General features: G+C 44.6%; 15 protein-coding genes. 2 read left to right on the plus strand and 13 right to left on the minus strand.

Annotation, left to right across the window (positions count from 1 at the left end):
• Positions 1-6: 6 nt before the first annotated feature.
• The 11 genes from ccpA to G4P54_RS15250 all read right to left on the minus strand — a co-directional run bounded on the left by ccpA (position 7) and on the right by G4P54_RS15250 (position 10,497).
• A complete protein-coding gene (gene ccpA, locus G4P54_RS15200; RefSeq protein WP_024714621.1) occupies positions 7-1,011 on the minus strand; it encodes a catabolite control protein A in 1,005 nt (334 codons plus the stop codon).
• 276 nt (positions 1,012-1,287) lie between these two features.
• Positions 1,288-2,364, minus strand: a complete 1,077-nt coding sequence (locus G4P54_RS15205; protein ID WP_024714622.1) for a bifunctional 3-deoxy-7-phosphoheptulonate synthase/chorismate mutase — start codon at positions 2,362-2,364, stop codon at positions 1,288-1,290.
• Positions 2,365-2,598: 234 nt separating this feature from the next.
• A complete protein-coding gene (gene ytxJ / locus G4P54_RS15210) occupies positions 2,599-2,925 on the minus strand; it encodes a bacillithiol system redox-active protein YtxJ (RefSeq protein WP_024714623.1) in 327 nt (108 codons plus the stop codon).
• Positions 2,926-2,948: 23 nt separating this feature from the next.
• Positions 2,949-3,404 (minus strand): YtxH domain-containing protein, encoded by a 456-nt coding sequence (locus G4P54_RS15215; protein ID WP_024714624.1) that lies wholly within the window; start codon positions 3,402-3,404, stop codon positions 2,949-2,951.
• Between the two features lie 28 nt (positions 3,405-3,432).
• Positions 3,433-3,855, minus strand: a complete 423-nt coding sequence (locus G4P54_RS15220) for a DUF948 domain-containing protein (protein ID WP_024714625.1) — start codon at positions 3,853-3,855, stop codon at positions 3,433-3,435.
• A 161-nt stretch (positions 3,856-4,016) separates the two neighbouring features.
• Positions 4,017-5,315: a UDP-N-acetylmuramate--L-alanine ligase gene (murC, locus tag G4P54_RS15225; protein ID WP_167873112.1), complete on the minus strand. Its 1,299-nt coding sequence runs from the start codon at positions 5,313-5,315 to the stop codon at positions 4,017-4,019.
• A gap of 249 nt (positions 5,316-5,564) precedes the next feature.
• Positions 5,565-8,411: a DNA translocase FtsK gene (locus G4P54_RS15230; RefSeq protein WP_167873113.1), complete on the minus strand. Its 2,847-nt coding sequence runs from the start codon at positions 8,409-8,411 to the stop codon at positions 5,565-5,567.
• A 158-nt stretch (positions 8,412-8,569) separates the two neighbouring features.
• Positions 8,570-9,175, minus strand: coding sequence for a YtpR family tRNA-binding protein (gene ytpR, locus G4P54_RS15235; RefSeq protein ID WP_167873114.1), 606 nt, complete (start codon positions 9,173-9,175; stop codon positions 8,570-8,572).
• Positions 9,176-9,190: 15 nt separating this feature from the next.
• The gene (locus tag G4P54_RS15240; protein WP_024714629.1) at positions 9,191-10,000 is read right to left on the minus strand and encodes a DUF1444 domain-containing protein; all 810 of its coding nucleotides are present in this window, start codon (positions 9,998-10,000) and stop codon (positions 9,191-9,193) included.
• 15 nt (positions 10,001-10,015) lie between these two features.
• The gene (locus tag G4P54_RS15245) at positions 10,016-10,339 is read right to left on the minus strand and encodes a thioredoxin family protein (protein ID WP_024714630.1); all 324 of its coding nucleotides are present in this window, start codon (positions 10,337-10,339) and stop codon (positions 10,016-10,018) included.
• A 41-nt stretch (positions 10,340-10,380) separates the two neighbouring features.
• Positions 10,381-10,497 carry a hypothetical protein gene (locus tag G4P54_RS15250; protein ID WP_167873115.1) on the minus strand — a complete coding sequence of 39 codons (117 nt, stop codon included), beginning with the start codon at positions 10,495-10,497 and terminating at the stop codon, positions 10,381-10,383.
• Between the two features lie 78 nt (positions 10,498-10,575).
• Between G4P54_RS15250 and G4P54_RS15255 the strand changes: the two genes are divergently transcribed.
• Positions 10,576-11,022, plus strand: coding sequence for a YtoQ family protein (locus tag G4P54_RS15255; RefSeq protein WP_024714631.1), 447 nt, complete (start codon positions 10,576-10,578; stop codon positions 11,020-11,022).
• 56 nt (positions 11,023-11,078) lie between these two features.
• On the opposite strand, the gene G4P54_RS15260 is transcribed toward G4P54_RS15255, so the two are convergent.
• Positions 11,079-12,152, minus strand: a complete 1,074-nt coding sequence (locus tag G4P54_RS15260) for a M42 family metallopeptidase (RefSeq protein ID WP_167873116.1) — start codon at positions 12,150-12,152, stop codon at positions 11,079-11,081.
• 158 nt (positions 12,153-12,310) lie between these two features.
• On the opposite strand from G4P54_RS15260, the gene G4P54_RS15265 reads away from it, so the two are divergent.
• Positions 12,311-12,628 (plus strand): PepSY domain-containing protein, encoded by a 318-nt coding sequence (locus G4P54_RS15265; RefSeq protein ID WP_024714633.1) that lies wholly within the window; start codon positions 12,311-12,313, stop codon positions 12,626-12,628.
• Between the two features lie 76 nt (positions 12,629-12,704).
• Here the strand turns inward: G4P54_RS15265 and G4P54_RS15270 are convergent.
• Positions 12,705-13,855 (minus strand): IS3 family transposase gene (locus tag G4P54_RS15270; RefSeq protein ID WP_167871594.1). Its coding sequence is split into 2 segments (ribosomal slippage): positions 12,705-13,582 and positions 13,582-13,855, totalling 1,152 coding nucleotides; the frame shifts between segments, so codons are not numbered across the junction.
• Between the last annotated feature and the right edge of the window lie 16 nt (positions 13,856-13,871).

The following is a 13,871-nucleotide window of genomic DNA, read 5'->3' on the forward strand; positions in this document are numbered from 1 at the left end:
TTTTTCTTATGACTTAGTTGACTTTCTTAGCTCGATACGGTGCGGCAGTTCGACGATATGCTCTTCAACCGGCTCTTTATTCATGAGCTTTGTCAGCAGTCTCATCGCAACGGCGCCAATATCATATGTCGGCTGGACAACCGTTGTAAGCTGCGGACGAACCATAAGGCTTAATCTCGTATTGTCAAAGCCGATAATCTCGAGGTCCTCAGGAATGGACAGACCTTGATCCTGAGCCGCATGGATAATGCCGAGCGCCATTTCATCAGTTGCAGAAAGAATGGCTGTCGGTTTCTTGTCAAGGCTCATCAAATGCTGCAGCGCTTCAAGGCCGGAATCATATGTGTAATCCCCTTCAGCGACAAATTGTTCATTAAACGGAAGGTTCGCTTCTTCAAGCGCACGTTTGTAGCCTTGCAGTTTTTTTGAGCGGTTGATCGGTTCTGCCATAGGACCGGATACGAATGCGATGTCTGTATGTCCTTTATCAATCAAAAGCTTCACCGCATCATAAATCGCCTGTTCGTAATCGATCGCGACTGACGGTGTTTCCTCCTGCTCTTCTACAGAAGCGGCAAGTACAATCGGCACTGGGGAACGCTTAAATTCCGCCACATGCTCGTCCGTAATGTTTCCGCCCATAAACACGATGCCGTCCACTTGTTTGCCGAGCATTGTGTTTAACAGATGCAGCTCTTTCTCCATGTTTTGGTCAGAGTTGCTCAAAATAATGTTGTATTTATACATGGTCGCGATATCCTCAATCCCGCGCGCAAGCTCTGAATAGAAAATGCTTGAGATATCGGGAATGATGACACCTACAGTTGTTGTTTTTTTGCTTGCCAGGCCTCTTGCCACCGCGTTTGGACGATAGCCGAGACGGTCAATGGCTTCCAAGACTTTTTTCCGCGTTGTCGGTTTTACATTCGGGTTGCCGTTCACGACACGGGAAACGGTTGCCATGCTTACATTAGCTTCTCTCGCTACGTCGTAGATCGTAATATTGCTCATCCTAAAAACCACTCCTTTTACTGGATACACTTATCCTTATCTATAGCATAAACACTTTATGTAGAGAAATGTCATAATGTCCGAATTTATGTCGTTTATGATTTGTAAGCGTAAGTCAGTAGTGTACATTATTTTTCATTATTCATCAAATTTAAATACTTCTCATGAAATTATACACGTTTTTATAGATGATGAAAACGTATACTTGGATTTTATAACTAAATAAACAAGAAAGCATAAAAAAAGGCCGCAGACGCGGCCTTTTGGATAATTCAATTAAGCGTTGACTTTCACCATTGGTTTCAGTTCATTCAGCCATTTTTCGAATTCAGGAATCGCCATTTGCTGAGCAGAGTCAGAAAGTGCGACTGACGGATCAGGATGAACCTCAGCCATGACGCCGTCTGCACCGATCGCTAAAGCGGCTTTAGCTGTCGGAAGCAAGAGGTCACGGCGTCCAGTTGAATGCGTCACATCCACAAACACAGGCAAATGCGTTTCTTGTTTCAAAATCGGCACAGCAGAAATATCAAGCGTGTTTCGTGTTGCTGTTTCGTATGTTCTGATACCGCGCTCACAAAGGATAATTTGGTCATTTCCTTGTGACATGATGTATTCGGCAGCATTGATGAATTCAGAGATCGTTGCAGCAAGTCCGCGCTTCAGAAGCACTGGCTTTTTCACTGCGCCGGCCGCTTTCAGCAATTCAAAGTTTTGCATGTTGCGCGCTCCGATTTGAATGACGTCAATGTAGTCCAGCGCTTCTTCGATGTGAGCCGGGGTTACGATTTCACTGATCACTGCCAGGTCAAATTCGTCTGCAACACGCTTTAAAATTTGAAGGCCTTCAACACCAAGCCCTTGGAAGTCGTATGGGCTCGTACGAGGCTTAAAGGCTCCCCCGCGCAAAATTTTAATTCCTTGTTTTTTCGCAGCCGCAGCGACTTCAGCCACTTGCTCGTAGCTCTCTACTGCACATGGGCCGACAATGAATCTTTGCTGGCCGTCTCCGATTTTTTCACCTTTGATCTCTACGATTGTATCCTCAGGCTTTTTCTTACGGGAGACAAGCAGGGCTTTGCTGTGATCCTCTTCCTGAAGCTCTAAACCGGCTTTGAATATCTCTTTAAAAATGTGCTGGATGGTAGAATTTTCGAACGGCCCGTCATTGTTCTCAATGATATTGTTTAACATTGTGCGTTCTCTGACAGGATCAAATCGGTTGACACCTTGTGCTTCCTTCGCTTTACCGATCTCTTTTACAACATTTCCGCGCTCGTTGATTAGCTTTAAAATTTGTAAGTTTAATTCGTCTGCCTTCTGCCTTAAAAGCTCTAACTCTGTGTTGCTCATTTTCTTCATCCTTCCCTGCACATTCATTTTTTAATTTGTAGTTATCATGCATCTTACTATAAGTAATTCAAAATGGAAATACTGAAATAAAAAAAATTTTATAAAAACTCTCCTTTATTACCCAAACGCTTTTAAGTGATAAAGTAATCTATGAAGTTATCCTACATGATGTGAAGGCAATGTTCAAGGTTTTTTTCAAAAAAAAAGCGCCAGAATATATCTGGACGCTTTTTTCTATGATAAATGCTGCTCTATGGCCGCTTCTGTAATTTGCGAATGGGAGGTATGCCATTTCACTTTACCGTTTTGGATGACGAAAACCTGAGGGCTTTCGTGCTTTACACCATAAGTTTCTGCGATGAAATTTGACAGCGGCCGTGCTTCTTGGACTTGCAGATAATAAACCGGCACATCCTCATGATGATTTGCGAAAGCATCAAACTCATGAAATGCTGCCTGGCTGATCGGGCATGTGGTGCTGTGTTTAAAGAAGACGAAAGTGCCTTCCTGTTCTGCAATCCGTTTAAATTCTTCCTCAGATCGAATTAGCTGTTTTGCCATGACTCAAGATCTTCCTTCCCGGCTCAGCGATTGATATGCTCAGCCTGTTTTTGTGCATCTTTCAGTTCGTCTTTTACATCTTCTTTCGTTTGAAGGACTTGATCTTTTGTTTCATCGGCCGCCTGCATCGCTTCTTCTCTCATATCTTGCATTGAGGCTGATGAATCCGTTTTGGCAGATTTGGAACGGTCTCTTAAATCTTTCACCTTGTTCATGATCTGCCCTGACTGATCCGCGACAAGCTGTGTGATGTTAGATGTCTTGTCTTTTGCGATGCTGACATATTGCGTGCCTTTTTCCTTCGCATCCGCCGTCATTTTGTCCGTCTTTTCCCGTAAAGCAACAGCTTGGCTGCCGAGATCGTCGCGAAGTTCTTTGCCTGATTTAGGCGCTAGAAAAAGAGCGGTAGTGGCACCGACGATTCCCCCGATTAAAGTTCCGATTAAAAAATCTTTACTATTAATTCCATCTTTGCTCATCATTATTCCTCCTCATAATGTTTTTCTTTTATAGAACTGATTTTTTCTTTTGCTTCCATTTTTCCCAAATTTCCATCGCCGCTTGGCTCCATGTGACGACTTGATTGATTTTATCTTGGTTTTCTCTTACTGATGCTGATACAGACCCTGCCGCCTGTTTCATGGATGTATTGAACTGCTGCACAGAAGTTCCTACCCCTTGAACAGCATGAACGACCGTGTTCAGTTTTTCTGATTTTTCCTGAATATCTTCAGCCAGGCGGTTGGTCTTATGTAAGAGCTCGGCTGTTTCAGTTGTGATGCCTTTCATTTGTCCCTCCAGCCCTTCGAGAGTGGATGCGACGTTTTTTAGTGTCAGCTGCAGTGACTTCAATGTTTTAGACAAATAGATCACTAATACGAGAAATGCGACTGCGATGAGTGCAACGCTTAAATAAAGAATAATAATCATCTCAAACCTCCTTGCTGCAGGATATACTGCTGTTTACCCGTTTCCTTAATTCCTAAACATGTGTACTGGGCTGTATACATATTATTCTCCGTTATGTCAGAAAATCCTTTAACAAGCTTTTCCTTCAGATAAATAAAAAGCAGTGAGATCACTGCTTTTTATTATGCCATGACGTTTTCGTAGGCTCTCATATATTTTTGGATATCTCCTGCTCCCATAAAGATGAGAACGGCTTTTTCATGAGCTTTTAAAACAGATGTGTCATCTTCTTCGATCAGCTTAGCATTATGAATTTTTCCCTGCAGGTCGCCGATTGTCAGCTTTCCTGCATTCTCTCGGGCTGAGCCGAAAATATCGCATAAATACACACAGTCAGCCCCGCTTAGACTTTCTGCGAATTCGGCAAGGAATTGCTGTGTCCGCGTAAATGTATGAGGCTGAAATACAGCGACAATTTCACGATCAGGGTATTTCTGTCTCGCCGCCTCAATCGTCACTTTTATTTCGGTCGGATGATGAGCGTAGTCATCAATCAGCACTTGATCCCCGAGCTGCTTCTCATTGAATCTGCGTTTGACGCCGCCGAATGATTTGAGGCCATGTTTAATTACGCTGGCATCAATTTCTTCATAATGGCATAACGCAATGACGGCCAATGAGTTTAATACATTGTGATGGCCGTACGCTGGAATATAAAACGTATCATAGAATGTATTGCGGACAAATACATCGAAAGTTGTCCCTTCCGTGCTTTTTACGATGTTTCGGGCTTGAAAATCATTTTCTTCCCCCGTGCCGTAATACACTACCGGAACGTTCGCATGGATTTTCGGCAGATGCTCATCGTCTCCGCAGGCAATAATGCCTTTGTTGACTTGAAGCGCCATCTCTTGGAAAGCGTCAAACACATCGTCAATGCTAGAGAAGTAATCTGGATGATCAAAATCAATATTCGTCATGATCGCGTAGTCAGGCTGATAGCTTAAGAAATGGCGGCGGTATTCGCACGCTTCGAACACAAAGTATTCGCTGTTTTCATTTCCCTGGCCTGTTCCGTCCCCGATTAAGAAAGACGTCGGTTTGGCGTTTTGGATTACGTGAGCCAGCAGACCCGTTGTCGACGTTTTGCCGTGCGCGCCCGTAACGGCAACACTTGTGAATTTTTTCATGTAGTTGCCTAAAAACTTATGATAACGTATCACCGGAATTCCGTCAGACATGGCTTTTTCAATTTCAGGATGCGTGTCTGGGAATGCGTTTCCAGCGATAACTGTCATGCCGGGTTTGATATTATCCGCGCTAAAAGGAAGAACTGTAATGTTTCTTTTTTCAAGCGCTGTTTGCGTAAAAATAAATTTTTCGATATCCGATCCTTGGACAGTATATCCATTATCATGAAGTATTTGGGCAAGCGGACTCATACCGGTCCCTTTTATTCCAACAAAATGATAAACAGTCATAATTGTACCTCCAACAAACGTCTATCTGTTCCCCAGTATATGACGCTCATTTCAATTTGCGACCGCGGCGGCTGAAAAGCCGTCTTAAGCGGCGTATTTTATATGTTTTGTTATGTTCAGTATCCGGTTAATTCTTTCTGATTAAACCTAGATATCAAGATTTCTCTATGCTTCATCTGCTGTAAAGCGGCATGCTGTGAAATGCTCTAAACACTATCATACCATGTTTGGTGTGAAAATGAACCTATATTATTCGTTTATTAAATCACTTGCTGTGATCAGCACCTCACGGGGCTTGCTTCCTTTCGCCTCTGAGATCATGCCTTCCGCTTCCATCATATCGATCAGCCTTGCCGCGCGATTGTACCCGATTCTGAACCTTCTTTGCAGGCTTGAAGTGCTCGCGCTGTTTTGCTCAACAACAAACTCACACGCTTCGTAAAACAGTTCATCCTCTTCTTTCAAGGCTGATCCTTGTCTTACAAGCTCTTCTTGTTCAAATAAATAGGTTGGCGGCATTTGGTTTCTGACATGGGAAACGACACGGTCGATTTCGCGATCCGACACAAAGTTACCTTGAAGGCGGACTGGTTTTCCCGAGCCGTTTTCCAAAAAGAGCATGTCCCCTTTGCCGAGAAGCTTTTCGGCACCGGCTATGTCAATGATCGTTCGGGAATCAACCTGGCTTGAAACAGAAAATGCGATTCTCGTCGGGATATTCGCCTTAATCAGGCCGGTAATGACATCGACTGAAGGCCGCTGAGTTGCGACGAGCAGATGGATACCGCACGCTCTGGCTTTTTGGGCGATCCGCGCAATGCTCTCTTCGACATCGTTTGGAGCAACCATCATCAAATCAGCCAGCTCATCAATCACCACCACTAAATACGGCAGCCTTTCGCCCATTTGGTGGTCAGCCGTTAATTGATTAAAGCGATCAATGTCGCGGACGCCTGAATGAGCAAACAGCTCATAGCGCCGCTCCATTTCCTCAACGACCCACTTTAACGCAGCGGTAGCCGCTTTGGCGTCAGTAATAACCGGGCTGACGAGATGAGGAATTTTATTGTATGGAGCCAGCTCTACCATTTTCGGGTCAATCAGCAGCACCTTCACTTCACTCGGGTCGGCTTTATAAAGCAGGCTGACCAATATTGTATTGATACAAACGCTTTTTCCCGAGCCCGTAGCGCCGGCAATCAAGCCATGCGGCATTTTCTTTAAGTCGATCACGACAGGATTCCCTGAGATATCCAGCCCCAGCGCAGCCGTGAGAGGCGACTTGCTCGTTCTGAAAGCTGAGCTGCGAATCATCTGGCGCAAGTCAACCATCTTGCTCGCGCGGTTCGGCACTTCTATTCCGATCGTGTTTTTCCCCGGAATCGGCGCTTCAATCCGAATATCTTTTGCAGACAGGCTGAGCTTAATATCATCAGACAAGTTGGTGATTTTATTCACCTTTACGCCTGGTTCAGGATGCACCTCGAATCTTGTGACAGAAGGACCCTGGGTCACGTGAACCACATTGGCGCGGACATTAAAATTTTTCAGAGTCAAATCAAGAAGCTGACGCTGTTCTTCTATCCACGCAGTATCGTCTTGAACTTGCGCTGGCGGGACATCAAGCAGTGCAACATTCGGAAACACATAGCTGCTGCGGCGCTCCTCTGCTTTTTGCTGTTTATGCGTATCTCTTTTCAGCATCATGACATTAAAAGGAACAGACGGCCCTTTTTGAGGAGATGTGCTTTGTTCAGTACGTTTCTCCTGCATGACAGAGCTTTTTTGCGGCTCCTCTATAGCAGCGTGTGCTGCGTTCGCATGAATGTCCTGCCGGTTTTCATGGACTGCAGAAAATTCCAAGTGATCATTTTGCTCCGGCTCAGCATGGCCGTCTGGGTAAACGTCTATCTTCGTGTCTTCTGCTTCTCCCAAGATGTCAGCCTGGTTGTTTATTATGCTGTCTGATGGCTCTTCTGCTTCTTCCTCTGTTACTGCTTGAGTCAGAGACACAGAATGCTCGTGACCTGTAAACGAGGCATTGTTTTCCTTTAGGGTGTCTATTCGTTCTTCTTGAACAGACAGGCTCTCAGCAGCTGCTGCGATTTCGTGATGATTGTCTACTTTGCTGTCTGACCGTTCTGCTGATTCTCCGCCCTCATATACTGCCTCTGTCGGGGATGTTTGTGCTGCTTGCTCTTCAACTTGTTCAGCGCGGCAGACAAACTCTTCGGCTTCCTCTGGCAGTTGTTCCCTTTGTTCTTCTTGAATCTCAGCTGCCGCAGGCATGGTGTCTTCATGGCTTTGTTTACTGCCTGTTCGGTCTTCCTGTGCCTCAGCTACCGTATCTGTCAGTCTCTCAGGGGCTGTTTGCTCTTCATTTTGTCCAGCAGGGAAGAAAGACGCTTCTTTTTCCGGATGCTGAATGTCGGCAGCTGGCTCTTCGGCTGGGCGCTGTCCCAGCGCTTCTTCACGCCCTGCAGCCATTCCGTTCAAGCCGCGAGAAGGCTGTTCTTCGAATGGGGTATCCGGCAAAAAAGGCGCTTCTTTCACGTGCTGCGGCGGCCTGTCCGGAGCAGAATAGCTGCGTTCCCGCTCGATCTCTTCTGATAGCAGTGTTACCTTCTCTTTTTCAGATTTGTCCGGTGCCTTCACTGTTTCTGAACGCTGTTTCGGCACATCCTTTTTGACGGATGGCTTTTGATTGAATCCATGTATTGGCGAAGGGATATTTGTCGGTTTAAATGGTTTCTTCGCCGGCTCTGATGTTTGATATGTATGCTGCTCTTTTTTATCTTTGGGATGTTCTCTGTATGGCGCGGCGCTTGGACGCGGCGCGGATTTCGGTTCGTCCGCTGGTGCTCGGCGCCTTCTCAAGTCTTGATTTTGGTATCCGTCAGGCACGACTGGAAAACGAAACTTGCCTTTTGGATATTCATAATATATTTTAGGATCTTCCAATCTTTTTAATTGTCCTTCAGGATGATGCTGATGTATTTCTTGCTGCTGCGGAATTTGAGCAGGTTTTTTCTCCCGTTCATTATCCTCTTCACTCTCGCCTAAAAACAAATCAAAAAATTTATGAAGCCAACTCATAATTTATCTCTAACTCCCTTATAGTTTTCTGGGACGTTTTTTAGTATACCACTGCACGTCGGCCCAGAAAAGATTAAGCTTTCGGCAAAACAAAGCCGCTAAACAAGGGCTTAGCGGCTTTTTAGATGATTCGTTTTTTTGAACGGGTTTATGGGAGTCTAAAATTGAAATGCGTCCCCTGCCTCATAGTCCCCTTCTAACACAAGGATTCCTTTTTCAGCAGGAGCATCCGGCAAAGCAAGCTCTTTCGCTGAGCAGATCATTCCGCTTGACGGAACGCCGCGAAGCTCTGCATCCTTAATGACAAGTCCGCTTGGCATCACGGCGCCGACTTTGGCAACGACAACTTTTTGCCCTTGGTCAACGTTAGGCGCGCCGCAGACGATCTGAAGCGTTTCTTCTCCTACATTGACTTGACATACACTTAATTTATCCGCATTCGGATGTTTTTCTTTTGACTCTACATATCCGACAACAAACTTCGGAGATAAATCAACGACTAATGTCTCTTCTACGCCGTTTCTGCTTAGAATCTCGTTCACATTCTTCACAAATGTTTCTGAGAGCGCAACAGGGCCGTTTTCATCAATGGTCAAGTAAGAAGACGCATTGAAAATGTTGAAACCCGTTGTTTCTTTTGTCTCGTTATTAAAAATTTTGACGACGTCGCCGTATGTTTCATAGCCAATTTGTTCGCGTGTCACATCTTGAAGAGAGATCAGCAGCGTGTCTCCCACACCTTCTTTATTATAAAAAGCGTTCATAAGTAAAAATCCTTTCTAATCCTTTTTCGGACGGCTTTTCGCCAGGATAAACACCGGTTCCAGCTTTCCTTCATTGTACAAAAATGAAAGGGCGGTAATCGGAACGGTGCCGCCTGCAAAGAAGCTCATCGACATTTGTCCTAGAATATCATAACCCGATTCATTCCGGATGTCAGCAAGAATCAGAACGTCCTGATGCGGAACAGAGATCGCCAGTTCACCTTCTGCACGCTGCTTGTACTCATTTAAAATCGCTTCGTTCAAAATCCGGCTGGCGTCGTAACCGTCATTTGCCCTGAAAAAGTAAAAGAAATTGCCGGCTACCGTATCCTCTTTGACAACCGCCGGCAAAGAGCGGAGATTAAATGCAGCCGTCTCTCTAATCCGCTCTTTTGTCCAGTTTTCTTTCTCAAGCATGCGCTGGTCAATTAAACGGTAGGTTTTCCCGAGATCAAGCGCGTAATAAATTCTTGTCTCTGCGGTATGATCGTCATAAATGAGCGGAATATCTTCGCTGGATTTGTCCGGGAAAGAAGTCGAGCGGATCACCGGGTAAATGCGGCTTTCTTTTCCGGTCATTTCCTGAGCCTTCCCTTCCATTGCCGTCATCGCTTCGGAGACATAGTACACAATCTCATCAATGGCTTCATCTTTTTTCAGTTCCCATTTGGCAATGATCGGCGGCAGGTCAAGCGTAATTCCTTTTTTGGTCGTTTGATCCTCAACACGGAGGGTATCTTTTTCTCTGTCAAAGAGAAAGGAGCGATTCTCGTGCTGAAGGCGCTGTTTCAGGATATCTGACAGCTTCCTTGAGGTCATTTTCAAACCAGATGTCCTCCTTTACGCTTTAGCGAGAGAGTCAGTTAAAAACTGTTCAATTTCTTCTTTCGTTTTACGGTCTTTGCTCACAAAACGATTTACTTCTTTTCCTTCATTAAAAACGACAAAGCTTGGGATTCCGTAAATTTCCCACTCTGCACACGTATCAATGAACTTGTCGCGGTCTACGTAGTAGTAAGTGAATTCAGGGAAGTCCGCTTCCACTTCAGGCAGAAAAGGCTCTATGAAACGGCAATCCGGGCACCAGTCGGCTGAAAACATAAAGACCGCCCAATCATCCTTTACCGCTTTTTCCAGCTCTTGAGTTGATTCAATTTTTTTCATTTATATCCCTCCAGTTGATAATGCTCTTACACGTTGGTAGTTTATTGATACTCGTCCACTTGGATCATACCAAACTGCTTACGGCAAAACCACTTATATGCAACGAATGAATATGTAAGATTCGCTTTCTCATTATCATTATCATATTTTATTTGCATTATCAAGCTCGTTTCGTTTAACATCAGGGACATAAGGGCAAAATTTACAAATGGACATACATAAGGAGGGATTTTAATATGGAGTTTGTCGTCTATTTAGCCGGGGAAATCCACAGTAATTGGCGCGAGGAAATCAAAGAGAAAACAAAATCACTGAAGCTGCCGATTACGTTTGTCGGCCCGATGGAGAATCATGACCGCTCAGACAATATCGGAGAAGAAATTATGGGCATTCAGCCAAATGCCGTTTTAAAGGATGACACAGCCTCTGACGTGAATAATTTCAGAACCGCCGTCCTGATGAATAAAGCAGATTTTGTAATTGCTCTTTTTGGCGAAAAATACAAACAGTGGAACACGGCAATGGATGCATCATATGCGATTGCTAAAGGAAAACCTCTGATTATGATCCGGCCGGAATCGCTCCACCATCCTTTAAAAGAGCTTTCCAACAAAGCGAATATAACAGTTGAAACCGTAAATCAAGCCATTAAGGCCCTTTCCTATGTTTTTGAAACAGAATAAGAAAAAAGCTTGTCGATCCGGGCTTGCAGCCCCGTTCAACAAGCTTTTATGATACCCTACATATTTTCTTTAATCGCATCCACCGTCTGCTTATCGCAGGCTGTCACAAGTTTGATGAGCATTTCTTTGGCGGCAGCATAATCATCAATATGAATGATAGAAGCGTTCGTATGAATGTAGCGGGAACAAATTCCGATAACCGCTGAGGGAACGCCGCTGTTTGAAATGTGAACTTTGCCCGCATCTGTTCCCCCTCCTGAAACGAAATATTGATATGGAATATCATGTGTTTCCGCCATATCAAGCACAAATTCTCTCATCCCGCGGTGCATGACTGTCGTTCTGTCAAGAATGCGGAGCAAAAAGCCTTTTCCAAGCTGCCCAAATTCATTTTTGTCATCGCCCATATCGTTTGCCGGGCTGGCGTCAAGCGCGAAAAACAAGTCCGGTTTAATCATATGGGAAGCCGTCTGCGCGCCTCTCAGCCCTACTTCTTCCTGTACCGTTGCACCCGCATAGAGCGTGTTCGGAAGTTCTTTTCCGTGCAATTCCTTCAAAAGCTCAATGCTTAAGCCGCATCCATATCGGTTATCCCATGCCTTTGATAAAATTTTCTTTTCATTCGCCATCGTTGTAAACGGGCAGACAGGCACAATCTGCTGTCCCGGTTTTATGCCGATTTTGATAGCGTCTTCCTTATCATCTGCTCCGATATCGATCATCATGTTTTTGATATCCATCGGGCGGTTTCGCTGTGCATCTGTCAGCAGATGCGGAGGTATGCTTGAAATCACACCCGGAACCGGCCCGTTATCTGTTTGAATTTCAACTCGCTGTGCAAGCAGCACCTGACTCCACCAGCCCCCGAGCGTCTGGAATCTGAGCAGCCCGTTGTCTGTAATGGATGTGACCATGAAGCCAACTTCATCCATATGTCCGGCAACCATGATTCTCGGTGCGCCCTCTTCGCCTTTTCTGACTCCGAAAACACTTCCCAGTCTGTCCTGAACGATGTCATCGGCATATTTGGCAAGCTCTTGCTTCATAAAAGCACGAACCTGATGCTCATTGCCCGGCGCGCCGGGCAGCTGCGTCAGTGTTTGGAAAAGCGCTTTCGTTTCTTGATTCATGTTTTTCCCTCATTTCTATGTAGTCCTTTTATTTTATTAGAAAAAATCAAGTTTTCCAAGCACCTCGGCCGAATCTGCTCGGACAGCATCGTATTGCTTAACAGGATTTGGCGGTTTCTGTATAATGAAAAGTACGATCAATCAGGAGGTGCTTTATTTTGAAATTGCGTCATCTTCTTTTAGGAGCAGGACTTGGCATTTGTACGGCAGTTATTGTGAAACAATATGTGATGAAGCCTTATATTTCTTCAGAAAAAGCGCTTCGCATCGTAAAATCCGCTTTTAAGCAGCGGGGGCCGATTGACGGGTCATGGATTTATACCCAGCCTGAGCCTTACAATGTGAACGGAGAAACAGTACAGGTGTACAAAACCGGCATTACACGATCAGCTTTCGGAGAATTAGAGCAGTACGAGGTCATGGTGGATGCGAAAACAGGGGAAATTGTCGATGTTATTGATACAATCGCCTCTTAACACCGGACAAGCGTAACATAAAAGCCGCTGCCCATGGGACTGACCCCCGTTTTTGAGACAGGGATCAAAACACCTTTTAAACAGCCAATTGCCGATAGTTTATCGGTGATTGGTTGTTTAGTTTAGTTTGGATACGAATATTGTTATAATAATGAATGTATTCTATGACAGTGCGTTCTACGATGGCGGTCGTAGTTCGATCAATGCTGTTAAGATAGAACGTTTCAGACTTTAGTGAGGAATGAAACGATTCGATGGAGGCATTATCAGCGGGCGTCCCTTTGCGGGACATGCTCATGGTAATGCCTTTTGTTTTAACAGCTTTTTGATACTCGTAAGATGTATACACAGAACCTTGGTCACTATGTAACACGCAGTTCTCAGGCAACATTGGCAGCTGATCAAGTGTGTCTAAGACAAAGGCTGTATCCTGCTTATCCCCAATCGTAAAAGCAATCACTTCTCCATTGTATAAATCCAATATACTGGAAAGGTACAATTGTTTCTGTCCATAAGGCAAATACGTAATGTCCGTTACTAGTTTTTCAAGAGGGCGATCAGACTGAAAGTTCCGATCCAATATATTATCGACCACGGCATATGGCTGCCCATCCTTCTTGCGCTTTTTCACCTTAACCCGGCACTGCCATTGATTTTTCTGCATAATACGTTGAACCGTTTTATGGTTAATATGCATACTCTTTTTTAGTATAGCTGTGATTTTTCGATATCCATATCGATACTTGTGCTCTCGGCACAACGTGCCGATTTGTTTTTCCAAATGGCGCTTGGGATGATCCTTCATCGGATTCTTCTTCCAGCGATAATAAGACGCTCGAGAGATACCTAAATGAATACAGATATCCTGTATGGTCATTGTGCTGTTCAATATTTCTACAAGTTCGACTGACGTTTCGCTATCAACTTCCTTTCCAATTCGTTGTACTTTTTTAAAACTTCATTCTGTTGTCTCAGGTAACGAATCTCTGCCTGCATTTTCTCTAATTCGGAAGAATACTCCGGACCTTTTCCGTAAGTGTATTGCTTTCCAACAGGCTGTTCGAATCGATGTGTATCCCCAGCCTTATGCCATCTAACCCATGTCTGAACCTGTGTCTTATTCTTAATATTCAACTCCTGCATGATCTCTTTCATAGGTACGCCTGCCAATCTCATTTCTACAGCCTTCTGTTTCACTTCAACCGGATAACTCACTCTTGTCCCCATAGAAAAAACACCTCCA

This window comes from Bacillus tequilensis, from assembly GCF_012225885.1.
GTDB classification, from domain to species: domain Bacteria; phylum Bacillota; class Bacilli; order Bacillales; family Bacillaceae; genus Bacillus; species Bacillus tequilensis.

Excerpts from the sequence above, each read along its gene's own strand:
- ccpA (WP_024714621.1), bottom strand. The coding sequence starts at position 1,011 with ATGAGCAATATTACGATCTACGACGTAGCGAGAGAAGCTAATGTAAGC.
- G4P54_RS15205 (WP_024714622.1), bottom strand. The coding sequence starts at position 2,364 with ATGAGCAACACAGAGTTAGAGCTTTTAAGGCAGAAGGCAGACGAATTA.
- ytxJ (WP_024714623.1), bottom strand. The coding sequence starts at position 2,925 with ATGGCAAAACAGCTAATTCGATCTGAGGAAGAATTTAAACGGATTGCA.
- G4P54_RS15215 (WP_024714624.1), bottom strand. The coding sequence starts at position 3,404 with ATGAGCAAAGATGGAATTAATAGTAAAGATTTTTTAATCGGAACTTTA.
- G4P54_RS15220 (WP_024714625.1), bottom strand. The coding sequence starts at position 3,855 with ATGATTATTATTCTTTATTTAAGCGTTGCACTCATCGCAGTCGCATTT.
- murC (WP_167873112.1), bottom strand. The coding sequence starts at position 5,315 with ATGACTGTTTATCATTTTGTTGGAATAAAAGGGACCGGTATGAGTCCG.
- G4P54_RS15230 (WP_167873113.1), bottom strand. The coding sequence starts at position 8,411 with ATGAGTTGGCTTCATAAATTTTTTGATTTGTTTTTAGGCGAGAGTGAA.
- ytpR (WP_167873114.1), bottom strand. The coding sequence starts at position 9,175 with ATGAACGCTTTTTATAATAAAGAAGGTGTGGGAGACACGCTGCTGATC.
- G4P54_RS15245 (WP_024714630.1), bottom strand. The coding sequence starts at position 10,339 with ATGAAAAAAATTGAATCAACTCAAGAGCTGGAAAAAGCGGTAAAGGAT.
- G4P54_RS15250 (WP_167873115.1), bottom strand. The coding sequence starts at position 10,497 with ATGCAAATAAAATATGATAATGATAATGAGAAAGCGAATCTTACATAT.
- G4P54_RS15255 (WP_024714631.1), top strand. The coding sequence starts at position 10,576 with ATGGAGTTTGTCGTCTATTTAGCCGGGGAAATCCACAGTAATTGGCGC.
- G4P54_RS15260 (WP_167873116.1), bottom strand. The coding sequence starts at position 12,152 with ATGAATCAAGAAACGAAAGCGCTTTTCCAAACACTGACGCAGCTGCCC.